Consider the following 16019-nt stretch of genomic DNA (forward strand, 5'->3'; position numbering starts at 1 on the left):
AATCAATGCCAAATAAAAGAGACCAAATAATTTGGCCTCTTCAGATTTAACTATATTTGGTAATTCCTTTGACCGTCTAGAAAACGATTCGCAATTGTAGGAATTTTAACGTTTACCTTTTACATAAGGAATTCCGCTTGCCTTTGGTGCATACGCTTTACCGATAAATCCAGCAACCGCTAAAATCGTCAATACATAAGGTAGGATATGCAAGAAGTAGCTTGGTATTTGATCGATGTATGGAATTTGCCCTCCTACAATACTTAGTGCTTGAGCAAAACCAAAGAATAGAGCTGCTCCAAGGGCTCCAAGTGGATGCCACTTACCAAATATCATTGCAGCAAGTGCCATGAACCCTTGTCCATTTATAGTAGTATGACTGAACTCTCCAGAGATAGATTGAGAATAAACCGCTCCACCTATACCCGCTAGAGCTCCAGATAAAACAACCGCAATATAGCGCATTTTTGTAACATTTACGCCCATTGTGTCTGCAGCCATTGGATGTTCTCCAACAGCACGTAATCGTAATCCAAATGGAGTTTTATAAATAACAAACCAAGCTAGAATTGCTATAGCTACAGCTAAAATTGAAGTGGAATATACATCCTTAAAGAACATTGGCCCGATCACAGGGATATCACTTAGAAACGGAATATCAAATCGGATAAATCGTTCTTGAATATAATCCGTTTGACCTTTACCATAAATCATTTTAACCGAGAAGAGTGCAATTGCCACACCTAGCATATTGATCGCAACCCCGGAAATAGTTTGATCCGCACGGAAAGATATTGCTGCAACTGCATGCATTAGAGAAAAAATTGCAGAGACAATCATAGCTGCAAGTAATGAAACCCAAGGAGTAAAGGCTCCAAAAGTATCTACAAACATTAAATTGAATAATATACCAATAAATGCTCCCATTACCATCAAACCTTCAAGTCCAATATTAATGACACCTGAACGTTCAGAGAAAACCCCACCGATTGCAGTAAAGATTAATGGAGCAGCATAGAAAATCGCCGATGGAATAATGAAATACAGAACATCTAAAAAGCTCATATTATTTCGCCTCCTTTTTCTTGTTCATTTTTTCAAGGAAATAGCGAATAACGTAACCACAAGCTACAAAGAAAATAATTATTGCAATAACAATCGATACAATTTCAACTGGTATTCCTGCTGCGTTCGGCATATTTAAAGCTCCATATTTTAAAGAACCAAATAATGTTGCTCCGAAAACCACCCCAAGTGGAGTATTCGCACCTAAAAGGGCTACGGCGATACCGTCAAAGCCTATTCCAGTAAATCCACCTTTTACATTCGCATATTGGAATGTACCAAGTGCCTCCATAGCTCCTGCAAGACCAGCAAAAGCCCCAGAGATAACCATCGATAAAATTATGTTTTTATTAACATTCATACCAGCATATTGAGAAGCATTTTTGTTAAAACCAACTGCCTTAAGCTCGTAACCAGTAGTAGTTTTTTCTAAAATAAACCACATTAATAGAACCATCGCAAGAGCGATGAAAATACCATAATGTAGACGTGAAAAATCAGTCATGCTTTCAAAAAAAGCAGATTTCAAAGAAGCAGTTTCTTTAATAGTACCTGTATTATCACCACCATCCGAAATAATTCGAATAAGGGCATTTGTTGTATGAAGTGCTATGTAGTTCATCATAATCGTTACAATAACTTCATGAACCTGCAACTTCGCTTTTAATAACCCAGGAATAAACGCCCATATAGCACCAGCTAATGCAGCTGCAATAATAGCAAATGGAAGATGTATATACATTGGTAGATCGAAAGCAACACCTACATATGCTGCTGCGAACCAGCCAACTAGAAGCTGTCCTTCTACTCCGATATTAAACAATCCTGTTCGGAATGCAAAAGCCACTGCTAGACCTGATAAAAGGTATGGTGTTATTTGACGGATTGTCTCTCCAATTGCATATGAATCTCCAAAAATACCATTCCATAATGCAATATAGCCTTTTACTGGATCATATCCACTAACAAACATGACGATAGCACCGACAAGTAATCCTAAAATAACCGATATAACAGGGACAAGAATATTTACCACTCTATTCGACATGCTGATTATCCCCCTGGTTCACTTCTATTTCTTTTATGCTTTGACCTGCCATTAACAAGCCAAGCTCTTGCTCCGTTGTATCTTTCGGATATACAATGTCAACAATTTGACCATCATGAATAACCGCGATACGATCTGAAACATTCATAACTTCATCTAATTCAAATGAAAGAAGTAGTACTGCTTTTCCATTATCTCGTTGTTCGATTAAGCGTTGGTGAATAAATTCAATTGCACCAACGTCTAGCCCTCTAGTTGGTAATGCTGCAATTAGAAGTTCGGGATTACGAATAATCTCACGACCAATAATTGCTTTTTGTTGATTTCCTCCCGATAAAGAGCGCGCAAGAGAATCCTCACCTTGTGTACGAACATCAAAGTCATTTATAACTTTTTTTGCTAGCTCGGAGACTTTGCCATAATCCATAATCCCTTTATTAGAAATCGGTGATAAATAGTAGGTTTGTAAAGCAATATTATGACCAATTGAAAAATCTAATACTAAACCATGTTTATGACGATCTTGTGGGATATGTCCAACACCGGCTTCTGTTACTTGACGAGGTTTTTTATTTGTTACATCTTGTCCATTGATAGAAATAGTACCTTTCTTAACTTTACGAAGGCCGGTAATAGCTTCAATTAACTCGGATTGTCCGTTTCCATCAATTCCTGCTATCCCTAGTATTTCCCCTTTACGAACCGTTAAATTTAACCCCTTTACCTTCTCAACACCTCTGTAATCTGTAACAATTAAATCTTTAATTATTAACGAGTCCTCTGTAGGATGAGCTTCTTCCTTAATTGTTTTAAAGTCAACCTGTCTTCCTACCATTAAGGATGCAAGTTCATTTGGGTTTGTCTCAGCAGTGATAACCGTTCCAATACCCACACCTTTTCGAATTACTGTAACTCGATCAGAAACATCCATTATCTCTTTTAATTTGTGCGTAATTATAATAATAGATTTTCCTTCTTGGATGAGTCTCTTCATAATTTGAATAAGTTCATTTATTTCTTGAGGTGTTAATGAAGCAGTAGGCTCATCAAAAATTAATATTTCTGCTCCACGATAAAGTGTTTTCAAAATTTCAACACGCTGTTGCATACCTACAGAAATATCTTCAATTTTTGCGTTTGGATCAACATCTAAACCATACATCTCGGATAATTTCTGGATTTTTTTTGCAGCATCTTTAATATTGATAGTTCCATTCTTCGTTAACTCATTACCTAAAATAATGTTTTCAGTTACCGTGAAATTTTCTACAAGCATAAAATGCTGATGAACCATACCTATTCCAAGGTCGTTGGCTACATTTGGGTCAGTAATCTTAACTGATTTCCCATTAACCTTTATTTCACCAGCCTCTGGTTGATATAGACCAAATAAAATATTCATGAGAGTGGACTTTCCAGCTCCATTCTCTCCTAGTAGAGCATGAATTTCTCCCTTTTTTAATTGAAGGGTAATGTTATCGTTTGCAACAAACGATCCAAACTCTTTACGAATGCCAAGCATCTCAATTACATAATCCAATGAATTCACTCCCTACTATACTAGTACTAAATTAATACAAGAAAGACTTTAAATTTTCATCTAATAGATTATTGAAAAGTTTTTTATAATCCTTAAACTTAATAACTTGAAATTCTATTAATAGACTCTTAAAGTCTAATAAAGAGTTAAAATATTTAAAATCTTTCATCTACTAATTAAAGAATCATAAAGACCGTTAATACGGTCTTTATGATATGCGTAACATTATTATTCTACTGTTTCAGGTACTACGATTTCACCTGATGCAATCTTATCAGAGAACTCTTGAATTTTAGCTTGAACATCTTCTGGAATAGCTCCGCGAGAATCAGCAAGGCCAACTCCTTCTTCAGCTAAACCATAAGTTACTGTTTTCCCACCAGGGAAGTTACCAGCCATTGCTTCTTTTGCAATATTTTGAACTGCTACATCAACACGTTTTTGCATAGATGTAAGTGTTACGTTAGTATCACCAACTGCACCCTCTTCGTATTGGTCAGAGTCAACTCCGATTACCCATACGTTAGCATTTGCATCTTTTGTTTTACGTTCTTTTGCTTCAGCAAATACACCATTACCAGTACCACCAGCTGCGTGGAAAATAATATCTACGCCTGAAGAATACATACGGTTAGCTGTTGTTTTACCAAGAGCTGCATCATCAAATTTACCTGTATATTGTACGTCAACTTTAATGCTTGGATCTACAGCTTTAACACCTTCTAAGAAACCAGCTTCAAAACGTTCGATAACTGGAATTTCCATCCCACCAACGAAACCGATTTGTTTAGATTCTGACATTAGAGCAGCCGCAACACCAGCTAAGAAAGAACCTTCTTGCTCTTTAAACATTACAGAAGCAACGTTTGGTGCATCAACAATACCATCAATAAGTGCAAGTTGAGCATCTTTTTGTTGTTCAGCAATAGTCGCAATTGGCTTTTCCATTAAGAAACCAATGCCATATACTACGTCAAAGTCGCGACGTACTAAGTTATTTAAGTTTGTATTATAATCAGCGTCTGATGCAGATTGAAGGTAATCATAGCCACCGTCACCTTTTTCAAGACCATTTTCTTTCCCAAATGCTTCAATACCTTCCCAAGCTAATTGGTTAAATGATTTGTCATCAACTCCACCAACATCTGTTACCATAGCTAAAGAAAAGTCTGTTGTTTCGGTTGCTGTTGAATCTGTACCTTTACTACCTGTTGAAGGAGTAGCTTCGTCCTTTGCACCACATGCTCCAAGAATTGTTCCGGCAGCAAGTACAAGTGACATTCCTAACCCAAATTTACGTTTTGTCATATAGAAAACCCCCATTTTTTTCTTATTAGCAGGAATTTATATCTTTTTACACCCTTTTCCGAACAACATGAAAGCTAAATTTATCTGCTCGAAAATAATTTTTCGAGTACAAAACTACACGATCATTTTCATCGTAGTGAAGTTGTTTTAATATAAGCAATGAAGTTTCTGGCTCACAATTTAAAGTCGGCGAAGCAATCTCATGATAACCCACTGGATCAATGAATGTTACTGCATGCGAAACTCTAATATCGCCTGATTCCTCTAATGCGTTAAATATAGAACCTTCTTCTCTTACAAGAAAATCATTTGGCAAGTAATTTTCAGGAACTTTATCTATACAATATACAACTGGCTCACCATTTGCAGTACGGACTCGTTCCATTGATATTATTGATTGTTCTTCACTACATTGAAAGCGTTTTATTTCATCTTCGGAAGCAAGTGCCTGCATAGAACTAAGATAAATAGTTCCCGGTTCCATCCCAGCACTGCGAATCATGGAGGAAATACTAGATAAATGTTCAATTCCTGAAGTAAATACAGGTTTTGAATTTACAAATGTTCCGACACCATGTCTTCTAATGATAATATTTTCTTCTTCCAATAAGCGAAGCGCTTCTCTTAATGTTGCACGACTAACTCCAAGCGTTTTAGCCAATTCAAATTCTGAAGGAAGCTTTTCCTTCTCTTTGAATATGCCATTGTCAATGTCTTGTTTAAGACGATCGATTACTTGAAGATATAAATGACGATGGTCTATTTTAATTGTCAACGAAAACACCACCATTTTTGAAGAGATCAGACCTCAGATGTAAAAGATTCCTACTAATCAGTCATACTATAACATTTTTAATGATCGAAATAAATACATTTTTTCGTTTTAGAATAAAAGATTTAACACAATCTTTAACTTATTGTAAGGAATTTGTCATATTATATCTTAATTGTGTGATACTAATAACGAAAAATCATTCAATTAGTTTATCATATTTCATCATCTAAGGCTTGTTTTGAAATAAGTACATGACGAGGCTTACTTCCTTCATAGGGTCCAACAACTCCACCCATCTCAAGCTGATCAATGATTCGAGCAGCACGTGAGTATCCGATTCTAAAACGACGTTGTAATAGGGAGACAGATGCAGTCTGCATATCAGTTACTAGTTGCAATGCATCCTCATATAACTCATCTCTGTCTAGTTGTTCTGCAGACTCTTCCACTTCATCTGGAATCATTTCTTCCTGGTAATTTGCCTTCTGTTGTTCAATTACAAAATCTACTACTCGTTCCACTTCAGCATCAGATAAATATGCTCCTTGTACACGGACAGGCTTCGAACTTCCAGCAGGTAGGAAGAGCATATCTCCACGTCCTAAAAGTTTTTCAGCACCTCCCATGTCTAAAATAGTACGTGAATCAATGGCAGAAGAAACTGCAAATGCTATTCTCGAAGGAATATTTGCTTTGATAATACCTGTAATAACATCCACACTCGGACGTTGAGTAGCAATTATTAAATGAATACCAGCTGCCCGTGCCATTTGTGCGAGTCTCGTAATAGAATCCTCCACATCACTAGAAGCTACCATCATTAAATCAGCTAACTCATCTACTATAACTACGATATATGGAAGTTTTGGATGTTTCTCTTCATTTTCTTCATTCCATTTATCAATGTGTTCGTTATAACCGCCTATGTTACGTGTTCCCGTATGAGAAAATAAATCATAGCGTCTTTCCATTTCCGAAACAATTTTTTTCAAAGCTTGTGAAGCTTTTCTTGGATCAGTCACGACCGGCGCCAACAAATGGGGAATCCCATTATACACATTTAACTCAACCATCTTAGGGTCAATCATCATCATCTTCACTTCATGAGGTTTAGCACGCATCATAATACTGACAATTATTCCGTTGATGCAAACACTCTTACCACTACCAGTAGAACCTGCAACAAGTAAATGAGGCATTTTGTTTAATTCGGCTAATACGGCTTGTCCAGTAACATCTCTACCAAACCCTATTAGTAGTTTTAAGTTAGGCTTGTTATTTTCTTTCGATTCTAACACTTCACTTAAGCTAACGATTGCAACTTCCTTGTTTGGAACTTCTATACCTATAGCCGATTTCCCCGGAATTGGCGCTTCGATTCGAATATCTCTAGCCGCAAGTGCTAACGCTAAATCGTCATGTAGGCTAACAATACGGCTTACTTTTACTCCTACATCGGGAAGCACTTCATATTTAGTAACTGCTGGCCCTAAATGAACCTGAGTAACTTTTGCTTTTACCCCAAAGCTTAAAAACGTTTGTTCCAATTTTTTTGCATTTGCCTGAATCGCATTTAATTCTCCACTTTGGTCACTATGAGTTGGTGAATCTAAAAGTGAAATCGATGGAAGCTGATAATCTTCATTTTCAATAACCTCTGATTCCATATTTATTTCTAGTGGTTCAGTAGGTTCGTTTGGCTCTTCCCTCTTAGAAATACGTTCTGTAAATGCAGAAATGATTGGAGCAGATTCTTGCACAGTTTCTTCTAAATGGTGTGTTTTCTCTTCATGGATAGTAACCGCTTCTTCCTGGGCAATCTCTTTCTTTGTTCTTCTTGCTTTTCTTTCTGATACTACTGGTTTCGATTTTTTCTTTCGTTTTTTAAACAACTCTTTATATTTAGGAGAAACCTCTACTAAATAAGGGACAAGTGCTTTCCCAGTTATTAATACAATACCTATGAACAACAATAGCCATCCAGCTACTTTTGCGCCTGCAGCATCGAACAAAACATGAAAAGAGGCAAAAAGGATAGCACCAATCATCCCACCGCCAAGCGAACTACTTCTATCTATAATTCCTCCACTTTCCACTAATACTCCATAGCTTTCTCTTAGTACAGAATTTGTTACCAATGCATTTCCATTGAATAGCTGCTCAAAGAGGGATAAATGACTAAATAATAAAAGACTGCTTAATAAAAAGGCAAAACCTAATATAAGTCGATGATTCCAAGCTGGAAATGTTTGTTTAATCATAATTATTAATGCAAAAACAATTAATAAAAAGGGTACAGCAATATGCCAATTACCAAATAGAAAATAACCTATATAAGCTAACCCTCTACCAACAAGTCCATATTCATAGAAAGAAATAATAGCAATTCCTATTACGATTAACCCAATAATTTCATACATTAATGGATGTAACGTTTTTTTGTTCGTTGTTTTTTTAACCTGTTTTTTCCTTTTTTGTGCCAACTAAGTCACCTGCTTTTCTCAAAATGATAAAAAGGATTTCCTTCCACAAGATAGCGGAAAGGAAATCCTTATAAACTCATATTAATATTCCATAATAATCGGGATGATCATTGGACGTCTTTTTGTTTGTTGGAATAAATATGAATTTAGCGTATCGCGGATTTCTTGTTTTATGTTTGTCCATTCAAACGTTTCTTTATTCACATATTTTTCAACAACTGTTTTTACTAGTTTAGCAGATTCATCCATTAACTCTTCAGACTCTCTTACATAGACGAATCCTCTTGATAGTATTTCTGGTCCGGAAGCAATTTTCTTTTGAGCACGGTTTAATGTAACTACAACAATAAATATACCATCCTGCGATAAAAGCTTGCGATCACGTAGAACAATATTTCCTACATCCCCTACACCAATACCATCTATCAAAACGTTACCTGCTTGAACTCGACCACTCATTCTAACTTTTCCATTTTTATATTCGACAATATCGCCTTTATCAGCAATAAAAATTTCTGATTTTGACATACCAATGTCTTGAGCTAATTTAGAGTGAGCCATTAACATACGATATTCACCTTGAATCGGGATAAAATAGGTCGGCTTTGTTAAATTAAGCATCATTTTTAAATCTTCTTGACTACCATGTCCAGATACATGAACATTTTTTTCAGAAGTTAATACTTTTGCTCCTGCTTTAGCAATTTGGTTCATTGTTGAATACATACCTACCTCCATACCAGGAGAAGGGGTAAATGTAATTAATACTGTATCTGTGTCTTTGATTTTGATATCTTTGTGATGTTTTCGAACCATTTTTTCTAATGCTTCAAGTGGTTCACCTTGATTACCTGATACGATTACGACGATTTCATTATCGTTATACTTCGATATTTCTTTAATTGGAATAATTGTATCTTCCTCAACAGTGAAATAACCTAAATCTAGTCCTATTTCAAATATATTTTCTAAGCTTTTTCCTGCTATAGCAACTTTTTTACGAGTTTCTGCTGCTTTATCGAACACTTGTTGAATTCGAATAAAGTTAGATGCATATAAAGAAACAAGAATACGACCTTGAGCAGCGTGGAATGTTTCTGATAATTGGTTTTCAATTACTGCTTCTGATGTTGTATATCCTGGTCTTTCTGCTTCCGTCGAATCAGATAATAAAATAAATACGCCTTCTTCACCAAGTCCTGCAATTTTTGCTATATCAGGGCGATACTTTCCTTTAGCTGATTGGTCGAATTTAAATTCTCCTGTATGCACAATTGCACCCTCTGAAGTATGAAAAACAATACCGAGTGAATCTGGAATACTATGTGTCGTATGGAAAAAAGTCACATAAGTATTTTGGAAATTCATACGACTCTTATTCGATACTTCAAAGTATTTAACCTGTTGCTTTGTAGGCAATGCTTTTATATGAGTTTTCGCTAATGCAATTGTTAGCTTAGATCCATACACAGGTGCTTGTACTTTTTGCAATAAATAAGCTATAGATCCAATAGCATCCTCATGTCCATGAGTTAAAAAGATACCTTTAACGCGACTCTTATTTTCTTCTAAATACGTTATATCTGGTATCACAATATCAATACCAAGCATTTCATTTTCTGGGAACATAAGTCCACTGTCTACTACGAATATTTCTTCGTCAATTTCTACCACATACATTGCTTTTCCGATTTCTCCCACTCCACCAAGCGGTATAATTCGAATAAGTTCATTTTTTACTTTAACCAATTGTTTTCCTCCTAAAATTAACCCGACCAACATCCACTAGAATTCATTATATCGAACGACGACGATTCGCACAATAATAAAAGCGTAACACATCTGTTATGTAATAGTAGAAACTATAAAAAAGTGCAAATTTTTTATCGCTTTGGTTCAAAAATTGATTTCCCATCAGTACCGAAGTACTTTGGACAGATTTTGCTTACTATGGATTTTATTAATGCTTGGTCTGACTGCCCTCACTACCACCCATTCGTTTTTTCAATAAGCTCGTTGTGTACATTTTACTTTGGACATTGCGATACTTTGGAGTGGATGGTGGCGACTCCAGCGGGAAAGCGAGGCAGACGAATCCCTGCAGGAGCGTAGCGAGGGCACTGAAAAACTTTCTTTATAAATAACATAATTGTTTTTTCGACAAAAATAAGGTACTTTCTGTTCAATTTTAAACAGAAAGTGCCTTATTTCTTTGAATCGCAATGTATGGACTTAAATTAATGGTTTCTTAGGTTGATATCTTGGGGAGCTCCTACCTGCATTTCCTTTAATTTAGTTATAAAGGAAAACAATGCTTTTTAAGATAGAGGAAAGGCATAATAGTAAGATACATTAGTTGATTGTAGCGGAAGGCGGCGACTCCAGCCGGAATAGCAAATGTTTTCTGCACCGAAAGCGAAGCGGCAGGTGCATGAGCTGAAGACCCTGGACTGAACGTAGTGAGGGAAGCGGCTGAAGCCATGCCGGCGGAAAGCGTCCGCCTGGAACGGAAATCAACGAGGCTTATGCAAGAAGCGAGCGGTAAGCTTTGAAAAACCTGATTTATCCTTTTTAAAATAAAAAAGACTGTAGAAAACTCGTTTTTCTCGAGTTTGTCTTCAGTCTAATTGTATTTATTTACTCTCTAAATAACTTTCCCAAATTTGATCGAATGCTGTTTTTTCTTCTGTAGTCATTTCAACAAGTGGTAAACGTAATGAACCAACTTCTATCCCTATTTTAGAAAGGGCATATTTGACCACTACTGGATTTGGGTGTTCAAATAATCCTTTAATCACAGGTAAAATTCGTTGATGTATTTGCGCTGATTTTTTAAGTTCACCAGTATGAAATAATTGAATCATCTCTTGCATTTCTGTTCCGATAACATGGGAAGCAACTGAGATTATTCCTGATCCCCCAATCGCCAATAATGGTAACGTTAAAGAGTCATCACCACTATAAACAAGGAAATCATCATCTGTATTTGCTAAAATCTTTGTCATTTGATCCAAGCTTCCGCTTGCTTCTTTTACAATTTGAATCGATGGTATTTTACTTAACTCTACAATCGATTCAGGCTCCAAATTAACAACCGAACGACCAGGGATATTATACACTACTATTGGTAATGTAGTTGCATTAGCTATTGCTTTAAAGTGTGCAATCATACCTCTTTGATTTGGTTTATTATAGTATGGAGTCACAATCATAAGAGCATCTGCTCCAAGTGCCTCAGCTTTTAATGATAACTCAATGGAAGCAGCTGTATTATTGCTTCCTGTTCCTGCTATTACGGGAATTCTTTTGTTCACTTTTTCTACAACAAATTGTATTAATTTTAACTTCTCATCTGTTGATAATGTTGGAGATTCTCCTGTTGTTCCGCAAACAACAAGTGAGTCTGTTCCATTTGAAAGTAAGTGTTCAATTAGTTTCTCTGTTGCTTTATAATCGATTGATCCATCATTTTGAAATGGAGTAACCATTGCTGTAGAAACTTGACCTATATTCATTTTTCTTACACCTCTTTTAGTATACCTTCTTCAATTAAAGCTTCTGCAATTTGAATTGAGTTAAGTGCTGCACCTTTTAATAAGTTGTCGGAAACGATCCACATATGGAAGCCTTTATCGCTTGAAGGATCTTTTCTAATACGCCCTACAAATACATCGTCTTTATCTTCTGCAAAATATGGCATTGGATAATGTTGTTGCTCAGGTTTATCTTGGACAGTTATACCTTTCGCAGAAGAAAGCACTTCTTTTATATCATTAAGAGTTACATTTTCTTTATCTACTTCGATATATACAGATTCAGAATGTCCTGTAACTACTGGTACACGCACGCAAGTTGCAGCAATTGAAAGTTCCGGCATAGACATGATCTTTTTCGTCTCGTTCATCATTTTATGCTCTTCAAATGTAAATCCATCTGTCTCAAACACATCAATTTGAGGAATAACGTTTCCAGCGATTGGATAATGCTTTTCTGCACTTTTCACTGGCAAAATTTGAGGTTCTGGATTTTTTTCTTGAATTGCCTCACTTTGAACAGTTAGTTCTTGAATTGCTGCTGCCCCTGCACCTGAAACTGCTTGATAAGTAGAAACTATTACTTTATTTAAACCATAGTGTTGTCGGATAGGTTCTAAAGCACAAACCATCTGAATAGTAGAACAATTTGGATTAGCAATAATCCCTTTTTGCTCATGTAATGCTTGTTTATTTACTTCAGGAACAACAAGAGGAGTATCTTTATCCATACGGAATGCACTCGTGTTATCAATGACAATGGCACCTCTATTGCTTGCTTCTTTTGCCAAAGCTTTTGATATTGCACCACCTGCAGAGAAAAATGCAACATCTACTCCTTCAAAAGAATCTGGTGTTGCTTCTTCAATTGTATAAGATGTACCATTTACTTCTACTTGTTTACCTGCTGAATTTTTAGAAGCTAAAAGCTTTAAAGTTGAATAAGGAAAATTTCTCTCTACTAATTTTTCAATAATTTTTTGACCAACTGCACCAGTCGCTCCGACTACTGCTACTATATAACCCTGTGACATAAAAGCTCTCCTCCTAAAATCAAAACATTCTTGCGATATTGTATCATATTATACATGATATTACATGAAAATACACCATCTATAATATTTATAATGTATGACTTATGAGTAAGGGTTGTAATTGCTTTGATTGAATAGCATGTTCCACAGTTGGTATGATTTGAGTAAAGTCTGCGATTAGTGAGTTTGGTTTTTTGTGAGGATTGTCTTGACCAAAGGGGATAAAGTAAATATTTTTAGTAGAAAGGAGCTTCATAATATTCATACCATTTAATCCAAGTGCATCATTCGTTGAGATGCCTAATACAACTGGCTTGCCGTTTCGTAAAGTAGCTTTAGCAGCCATCAAGACAGGTGAGTCAGTTTGTGCATTCGCAAGCTTACTAATTGAATTCCCTGTCATCGGTGCAATAACCATGCAATCTAGTGGGTTTGTCGGTCCAAAAGGTTCTGCTTCCACAATTTTAGAAACTACCTTACTTTCGCTTGCTTTTTCTATTTTTTCAATCCATTCTTCACCTGTTCCAAATCGGGTTGCTGCTGTTAAAACAGAGTACGTAATTATAGGTACAACTGTAGCACCTTTATCTGTAAATTGATTAATCATTGGAATGACTTCCTCATACGTACAATGAGAAGCGGTTATTCCAAGACCTATTCTAAGACCTTTTAACACAAATTATCCTCCTCTAATAAGGCCAATTGATTTCGAACCGACCTTGCTAATAAATTTCCTGCATCTTGAGGAAAGTACATCCCTGGCAAACTTGTAGGGTTAACATAATTATCTGGAATATTATCACTTGAATCTAATAGACAGCCTGGCTTGGATGCAAGGTCAATAATTTTACTGAAATATATAGCATCTGCATTATTTAACCATTTGGAAGGTATTGTATTGACTAAATAAACTCCTGGATCTTTTAATTTCTCTATTACATGATCTAATGCTTCAATTTCATATCCATAGCTTTTTGCTTCAAACAACTGATTCTCTGAGCGTACAGATATGATTACTTTTGCCCCTAAATGATGTAAGGCAAATGCTAGCCTTTTTCCGACTCTTCCATACCCAGTAATAATAAATTTTTTGTTGTATACAGACTGCTTTTCATTTAAATAAAAATAATGAATAAACCCTTCAGCCGTAAGATTTGCATTATCCCAGATCCATGGTTCATCTTCTAAATAGTAAAATACATTTCTTTTATTCTCTTCACAAGCATTTTCTATTTCTTTGTATTTCTTACCAACAAAAAGTATATTGCATGTTTTAGGCAATGAGAAAGGACGCTCCATCTTCATTGCTTGAATGGGCATGAATACTATATTAGGTTGGAATTCCTTTATTCCATTCTCAACCTCACCATTCCAAACCATAGTTGCGAATAATTTAACTTCTAAATTCTCGGACAATACTTCTTGGAGGTACTCTAATCGCTCATCGGTACCAATGATTGCTAACTTATTGTTCATAATAACCACTTGAATCATTAAAAGTATCTGCCTCATTAAACAAAATGCGGTCTTTCCCTATAAGAATAATTTCTTCCCATGAAATAAATTCTCTTTTCTTATTTGCTTTATTTCCTTGAAAAAAAGAAGCTGACTTTTGATATACTTCAAAACCTTGAATCTTTCCCGTAGTTGGATCAAAAAGTAACTCGGTGTTCGCAAGTTTACCATATCGTGCACCGTCTTTTACTTGGATAAGCTCTTTTTCAGCAAGTTCCGAAAGTAACAACCTTTTCCCTCCCCCTTATACTTCTACTTATGTATATGCCTTTTCCTTAAACAAAGTGAATAGAAAAAGACAACAGTCTACACGAAATTAGGCAGCAAAAAAAGCCGATTATTTAATCGACTTTTTTAGGCATTATGATGGAAATAGCAGGTTCATGAGCAAAGATTTCTTTTGCAAGATCTTGGACCGAATCTAGTGTTACTTCATCTATGGTTTCACTGACTTCATCTAAAGAGCGATGTTTCCCAAAAAGGAGCTCATTTTTCCCATTCCTACTCATTCGAGAATTTGTACTTTCTAAACCTAATAGCAAGTTACCTTTTAATTGTTCTTTAGAGTTTGTAACCTCAGTCTCAGTCATTCCATTCTTAACAATCGTTTGAATCGTATCCAAAATGGAACTCTTTAATTCTGTTAATTGATTACTAGAGGTTCCACCATATATAGCTAGAACACCAGTATCTTCATATGCGGAATGATACGAGTATATGGAATAAGCAAGCCCTTTATCCTCTCGGATATCTTGGAAAAGTCTAGAGGACATACTTCCTCCTAGGATATTGTTTAATACAACAAGACTATAAATATTGTCAGCTTTTACACTTAAAGCAGGATACGCTAGACAAATATGGGCTTGCTCCGTTTCTCGGAAGTTTTCTGTATAAGTAGCTTTGAGCCTTGGTATTTCGAGCGATGTAACTTGTGAATTTTCACCGTTAAAATGCCCAAATAGCGATTCAATATATTCTAATAAACCCTCTTGAATATCGCCTGCGACGGAAACCACAATATTTTCTGGTATATAATGTTTTTCCATATATGATAAAATAGATTCTTTTGTGAAGCTGTTTAATGTCTCTTCAGTACCCAATATTGGAGACCCTAAAGGATTGTCATCATACATAGCTCTCCATAAATATTCATGAACAATATCATCTGGTGTATCTTCCACCATATTTATTTCTTCTAGAACTACCTGTCTTTCTTTGTCGATTTCATTTGCATCAAAAGTAGAATTAAAAAACATATCGGCAAGTATTTCAACTGCATGCTTCGCATGGTGATTCAAAACCTTTGCATAGTAGCAAGTATTTTCTTTAGATGTAAATGCATTTATATTACCGCCGATTCGATCAAATTCTTCTGCAATTTGTTTTGCAGATCTCGAAGATGTACCTTTAAAAAGCATATGTTCGATAAAGTGAGTTAGCCCGTTTTCTTCTGGTAGTTCATTTCGTGAACCCGCTTGTACCCATATCCCGACAGCAACAGAGCGTACATGTGGAATATGTTCCGAAACAATACGAATTCCATTGTCACAGGTTATTTTATTTATCAAATTAACAACACCCCTATTTATATTATTCAAACATTCAAAAAGGTTGCCGTAGAAACTAAACTACGGTCAACCTTTTATATTAGAACGTTTTATACTCTTCAACTCATGATCTGTAAAGACTCCAAGTTTTAGTCAGCTCGAATTCTAATG

The 16019-nt window shown here is 35.8% G+C and carries 13 protein-coding genes; all 13 read right to left on the bottom strand.

Annotation, left to right across the window (positions count from 1 at the left end):
- Positions 1 to 105: 105 nt before the first annotated feature.
- The 13 genes from WAX74_RS02450 to WAX74_RS02510 all read right to left on the bottom strand — a co-directional run bounded on the left by WAX74_RS02450 (position 106) and on the right by WAX74_RS02510 (position 15869).
- Positions 106 to 1065 carry an ABC transporter permease gene (locus WAX74_RS02450; protein WP_336496060.1) on the bottom strand — a complete coding sequence of 320 codons (960 nt, stop codon included), beginning with the start codon at positions 1063 to 1065 and terminating at the stop codon, positions 106 to 108.
- Position 1066: 1 nt separating this feature from the next.
- Positions 1067 to 2113: an ABC transporter permease gene (locus WAX74_RS02455; RefSeq protein ID WP_336496061.1), complete on the bottom strand. Its 1047-nt coding sequence runs from the start codon at positions 2111 to 2113 to the stop codon at positions 1067 to 1069.
- Positions 2103 to 3653 (bottom strand): ABC transporter ATP-binding protein, encoded by a 1551-nt coding sequence (locus tag WAX74_RS02460; RefSeq protein WP_336496062.1) that lies wholly within the window; start codon positions 3651 to 3653, stop codon positions 2103 to 2105. Before WAX74_RS02460 ends, WAX74_RS02455 begins: the two co-directional genes overlap by 11 nt.
- A 228-nt stretch (positions 3654 to 3881) precedes the next feature.
- Complete coding sequence (locus tag WAX74_RS02465; RefSeq protein WP_336496063.1) at positions 3882 to 4961, bottom strand: BMP family lipoprotein; 1080 nt, start codon at positions 4959 to 4961, stop codon at positions 3882 to 3884.
- Positions 4962 to 5007: 46 nt separating this feature from the next.
- The gene (locus tag WAX74_RS02470; protein WP_336496064.1) at positions 5008 to 5736 is read right to left on the bottom strand and encodes a GntR family transcriptional regulator; all 729 of its coding nucleotides are present in this window, start codon (positions 5734 to 5736) and stop codon (positions 5008 to 5010) included.
- 212 nt (positions 5737 to 5948) lie between these two features.
- Entirely contained in the window at positions 5949 to 8156 is a 2208-nt protein-coding gene (locus tag WAX74_RS02475; RefSeq protein WP_413788913.1) for an FtsK/SpoIIIE family DNA translocase, read from the bottom strand.
- A gap of 144 nt (positions 8157 to 8300) precedes the next feature.
- Positions 8301 to 9968 (bottom strand): ribonuclease J, encoded by a 1668-nt coding sequence (locus tag WAX74_RS02480; protein WP_336496066.1) that lies wholly within the window; start codon positions 9966 to 9968, stop codon positions 8301 to 8303.
- 884 nt (positions 9969 to 10852) lie between these two features.
- Positions 10853 to 11734: a 4-hydroxy-tetrahydrodipicolinate synthase gene (dapA, locus tag WAX74_RS02485; RefSeq protein ID WP_336496067.1), complete on the bottom strand. Its 882-nt coding sequence runs from the start codon at positions 11732 to 11734 to the stop codon at positions 10853 to 10855.
- Positions 11735 to 11739: 5 nt separating this feature from the next.
- Positions 11740 to 12786 (bottom strand): aspartate-semialdehyde dehydrogenase, encoded by a 1047-nt coding sequence (asd, locus tag WAX74_RS02490; protein WP_336496068.1) that lies wholly within the window; start codon positions 12784 to 12786, stop codon positions 11740 to 11742.
- A gap of 88 nt (positions 12787 to 12874) precedes the next feature.
- Positions 12875 to 13462 carry a dipicolinate synthase subunit B gene (locus tag WAX74_RS02495; protein WP_336496069.1) on the bottom strand — a complete coding sequence of 196 codons (588 nt, stop codon included), beginning with the start codon at positions 13460 to 13462 and terminating at the stop codon, positions 12875 to 12877.
- A complete protein-coding gene (locus WAX74_RS02500) occupies positions 13456 to 14262 on the bottom strand; it encodes an NAD(P)-dependent oxidoreductase (protein WP_336496070.1) in 807 nt (268 codons plus the stop codon). Before WAX74_RS02500 ends, WAX74_RS02495 begins: the two co-directional genes overlap by 7 nt.
- The gene (locus WAX74_RS02505; RefSeq protein ID WP_336496071.1) at positions 14252 to 14530 is read right to left on the bottom strand and encodes a YlmC/YmxH family sporulation protein; all 279 of its coding nucleotides are present in this window, start codon (positions 14528 to 14530) and stop codon (positions 14252 to 14254) included. Before WAX74_RS02505 ends, WAX74_RS02500 begins: the two co-directional genes overlap by 11 nt.
- 112 nt (positions 14531 to 14642) lie before the next feature.
- Positions 14643 to 15869, bottom strand: a complete 1227-nt coding sequence (locus WAX74_RS02510; protein WP_336496072.1) for a M16 family metallopeptidase — start codon at positions 15867 to 15869, stop codon at positions 14643 to 14645.
- Positions 15870 to 16019 lie beyond the last annotated feature (150 nt).

The sequence above is a fragment of the Psychrobacillus mangrovi genome (genome assembly GCF_037104765.1).
Taxonomy (GTDB): domain Bacteria; phylum Bacillota; class Bacilli; order Bacillales_A; family Planococcaceae; genus Psychrobacillus; species Psychrobacillus mangrovi.

Coding starts and splice junctions, on each gene's coding strand:
- asd (WP_336496068.1), bottom strand. CDS start 12,786: ATGTCACAGGGTTATATAGTAGCAGTAGTCGGAGCGACTGGTGCAGTT.
- WAX74_RS02465 (WP_336496063.1), bottom strand. CDS start 4,961: ATGACAAAACGTAAATTTGGGTTAGGAATGTCACTTGTACTTGCTGCC.
- WAX74_RS02455 (WP_336496061.1), bottom strand. CDS start 2,113: ATGTCGAATAGAGTGGTAAATATTCTTGTCCCTGTTATATCGGTTATT.
- WAX74_RS02475 (WP_413788913.1), bottom strand. CDS start 8,156: ATGTATGAAATTATTGGGTTAATCGTAATAGGAATTGCTATTATTTCT.
- WAX74_RS02500 (WP_336496070.1), bottom strand. CDS start 14,262: ATGAACAATAAGTTAGCAATCATTGGTACCGATGAGCGATTAGAGTAC.
- WAX74_RS02450 (WP_336496060.1), bottom strand. CDS start 1,065: ATGAGCTTTTTAGATGTTCTGTATTTCATTATTCCATCGGCGATTTTC.
- dapA (WP_336496067.1), bottom strand. CDS start 11,734: ATGAATATAGGTCAAGTTTCTACAGCAATGGTTACTCCATTTCAAAAT.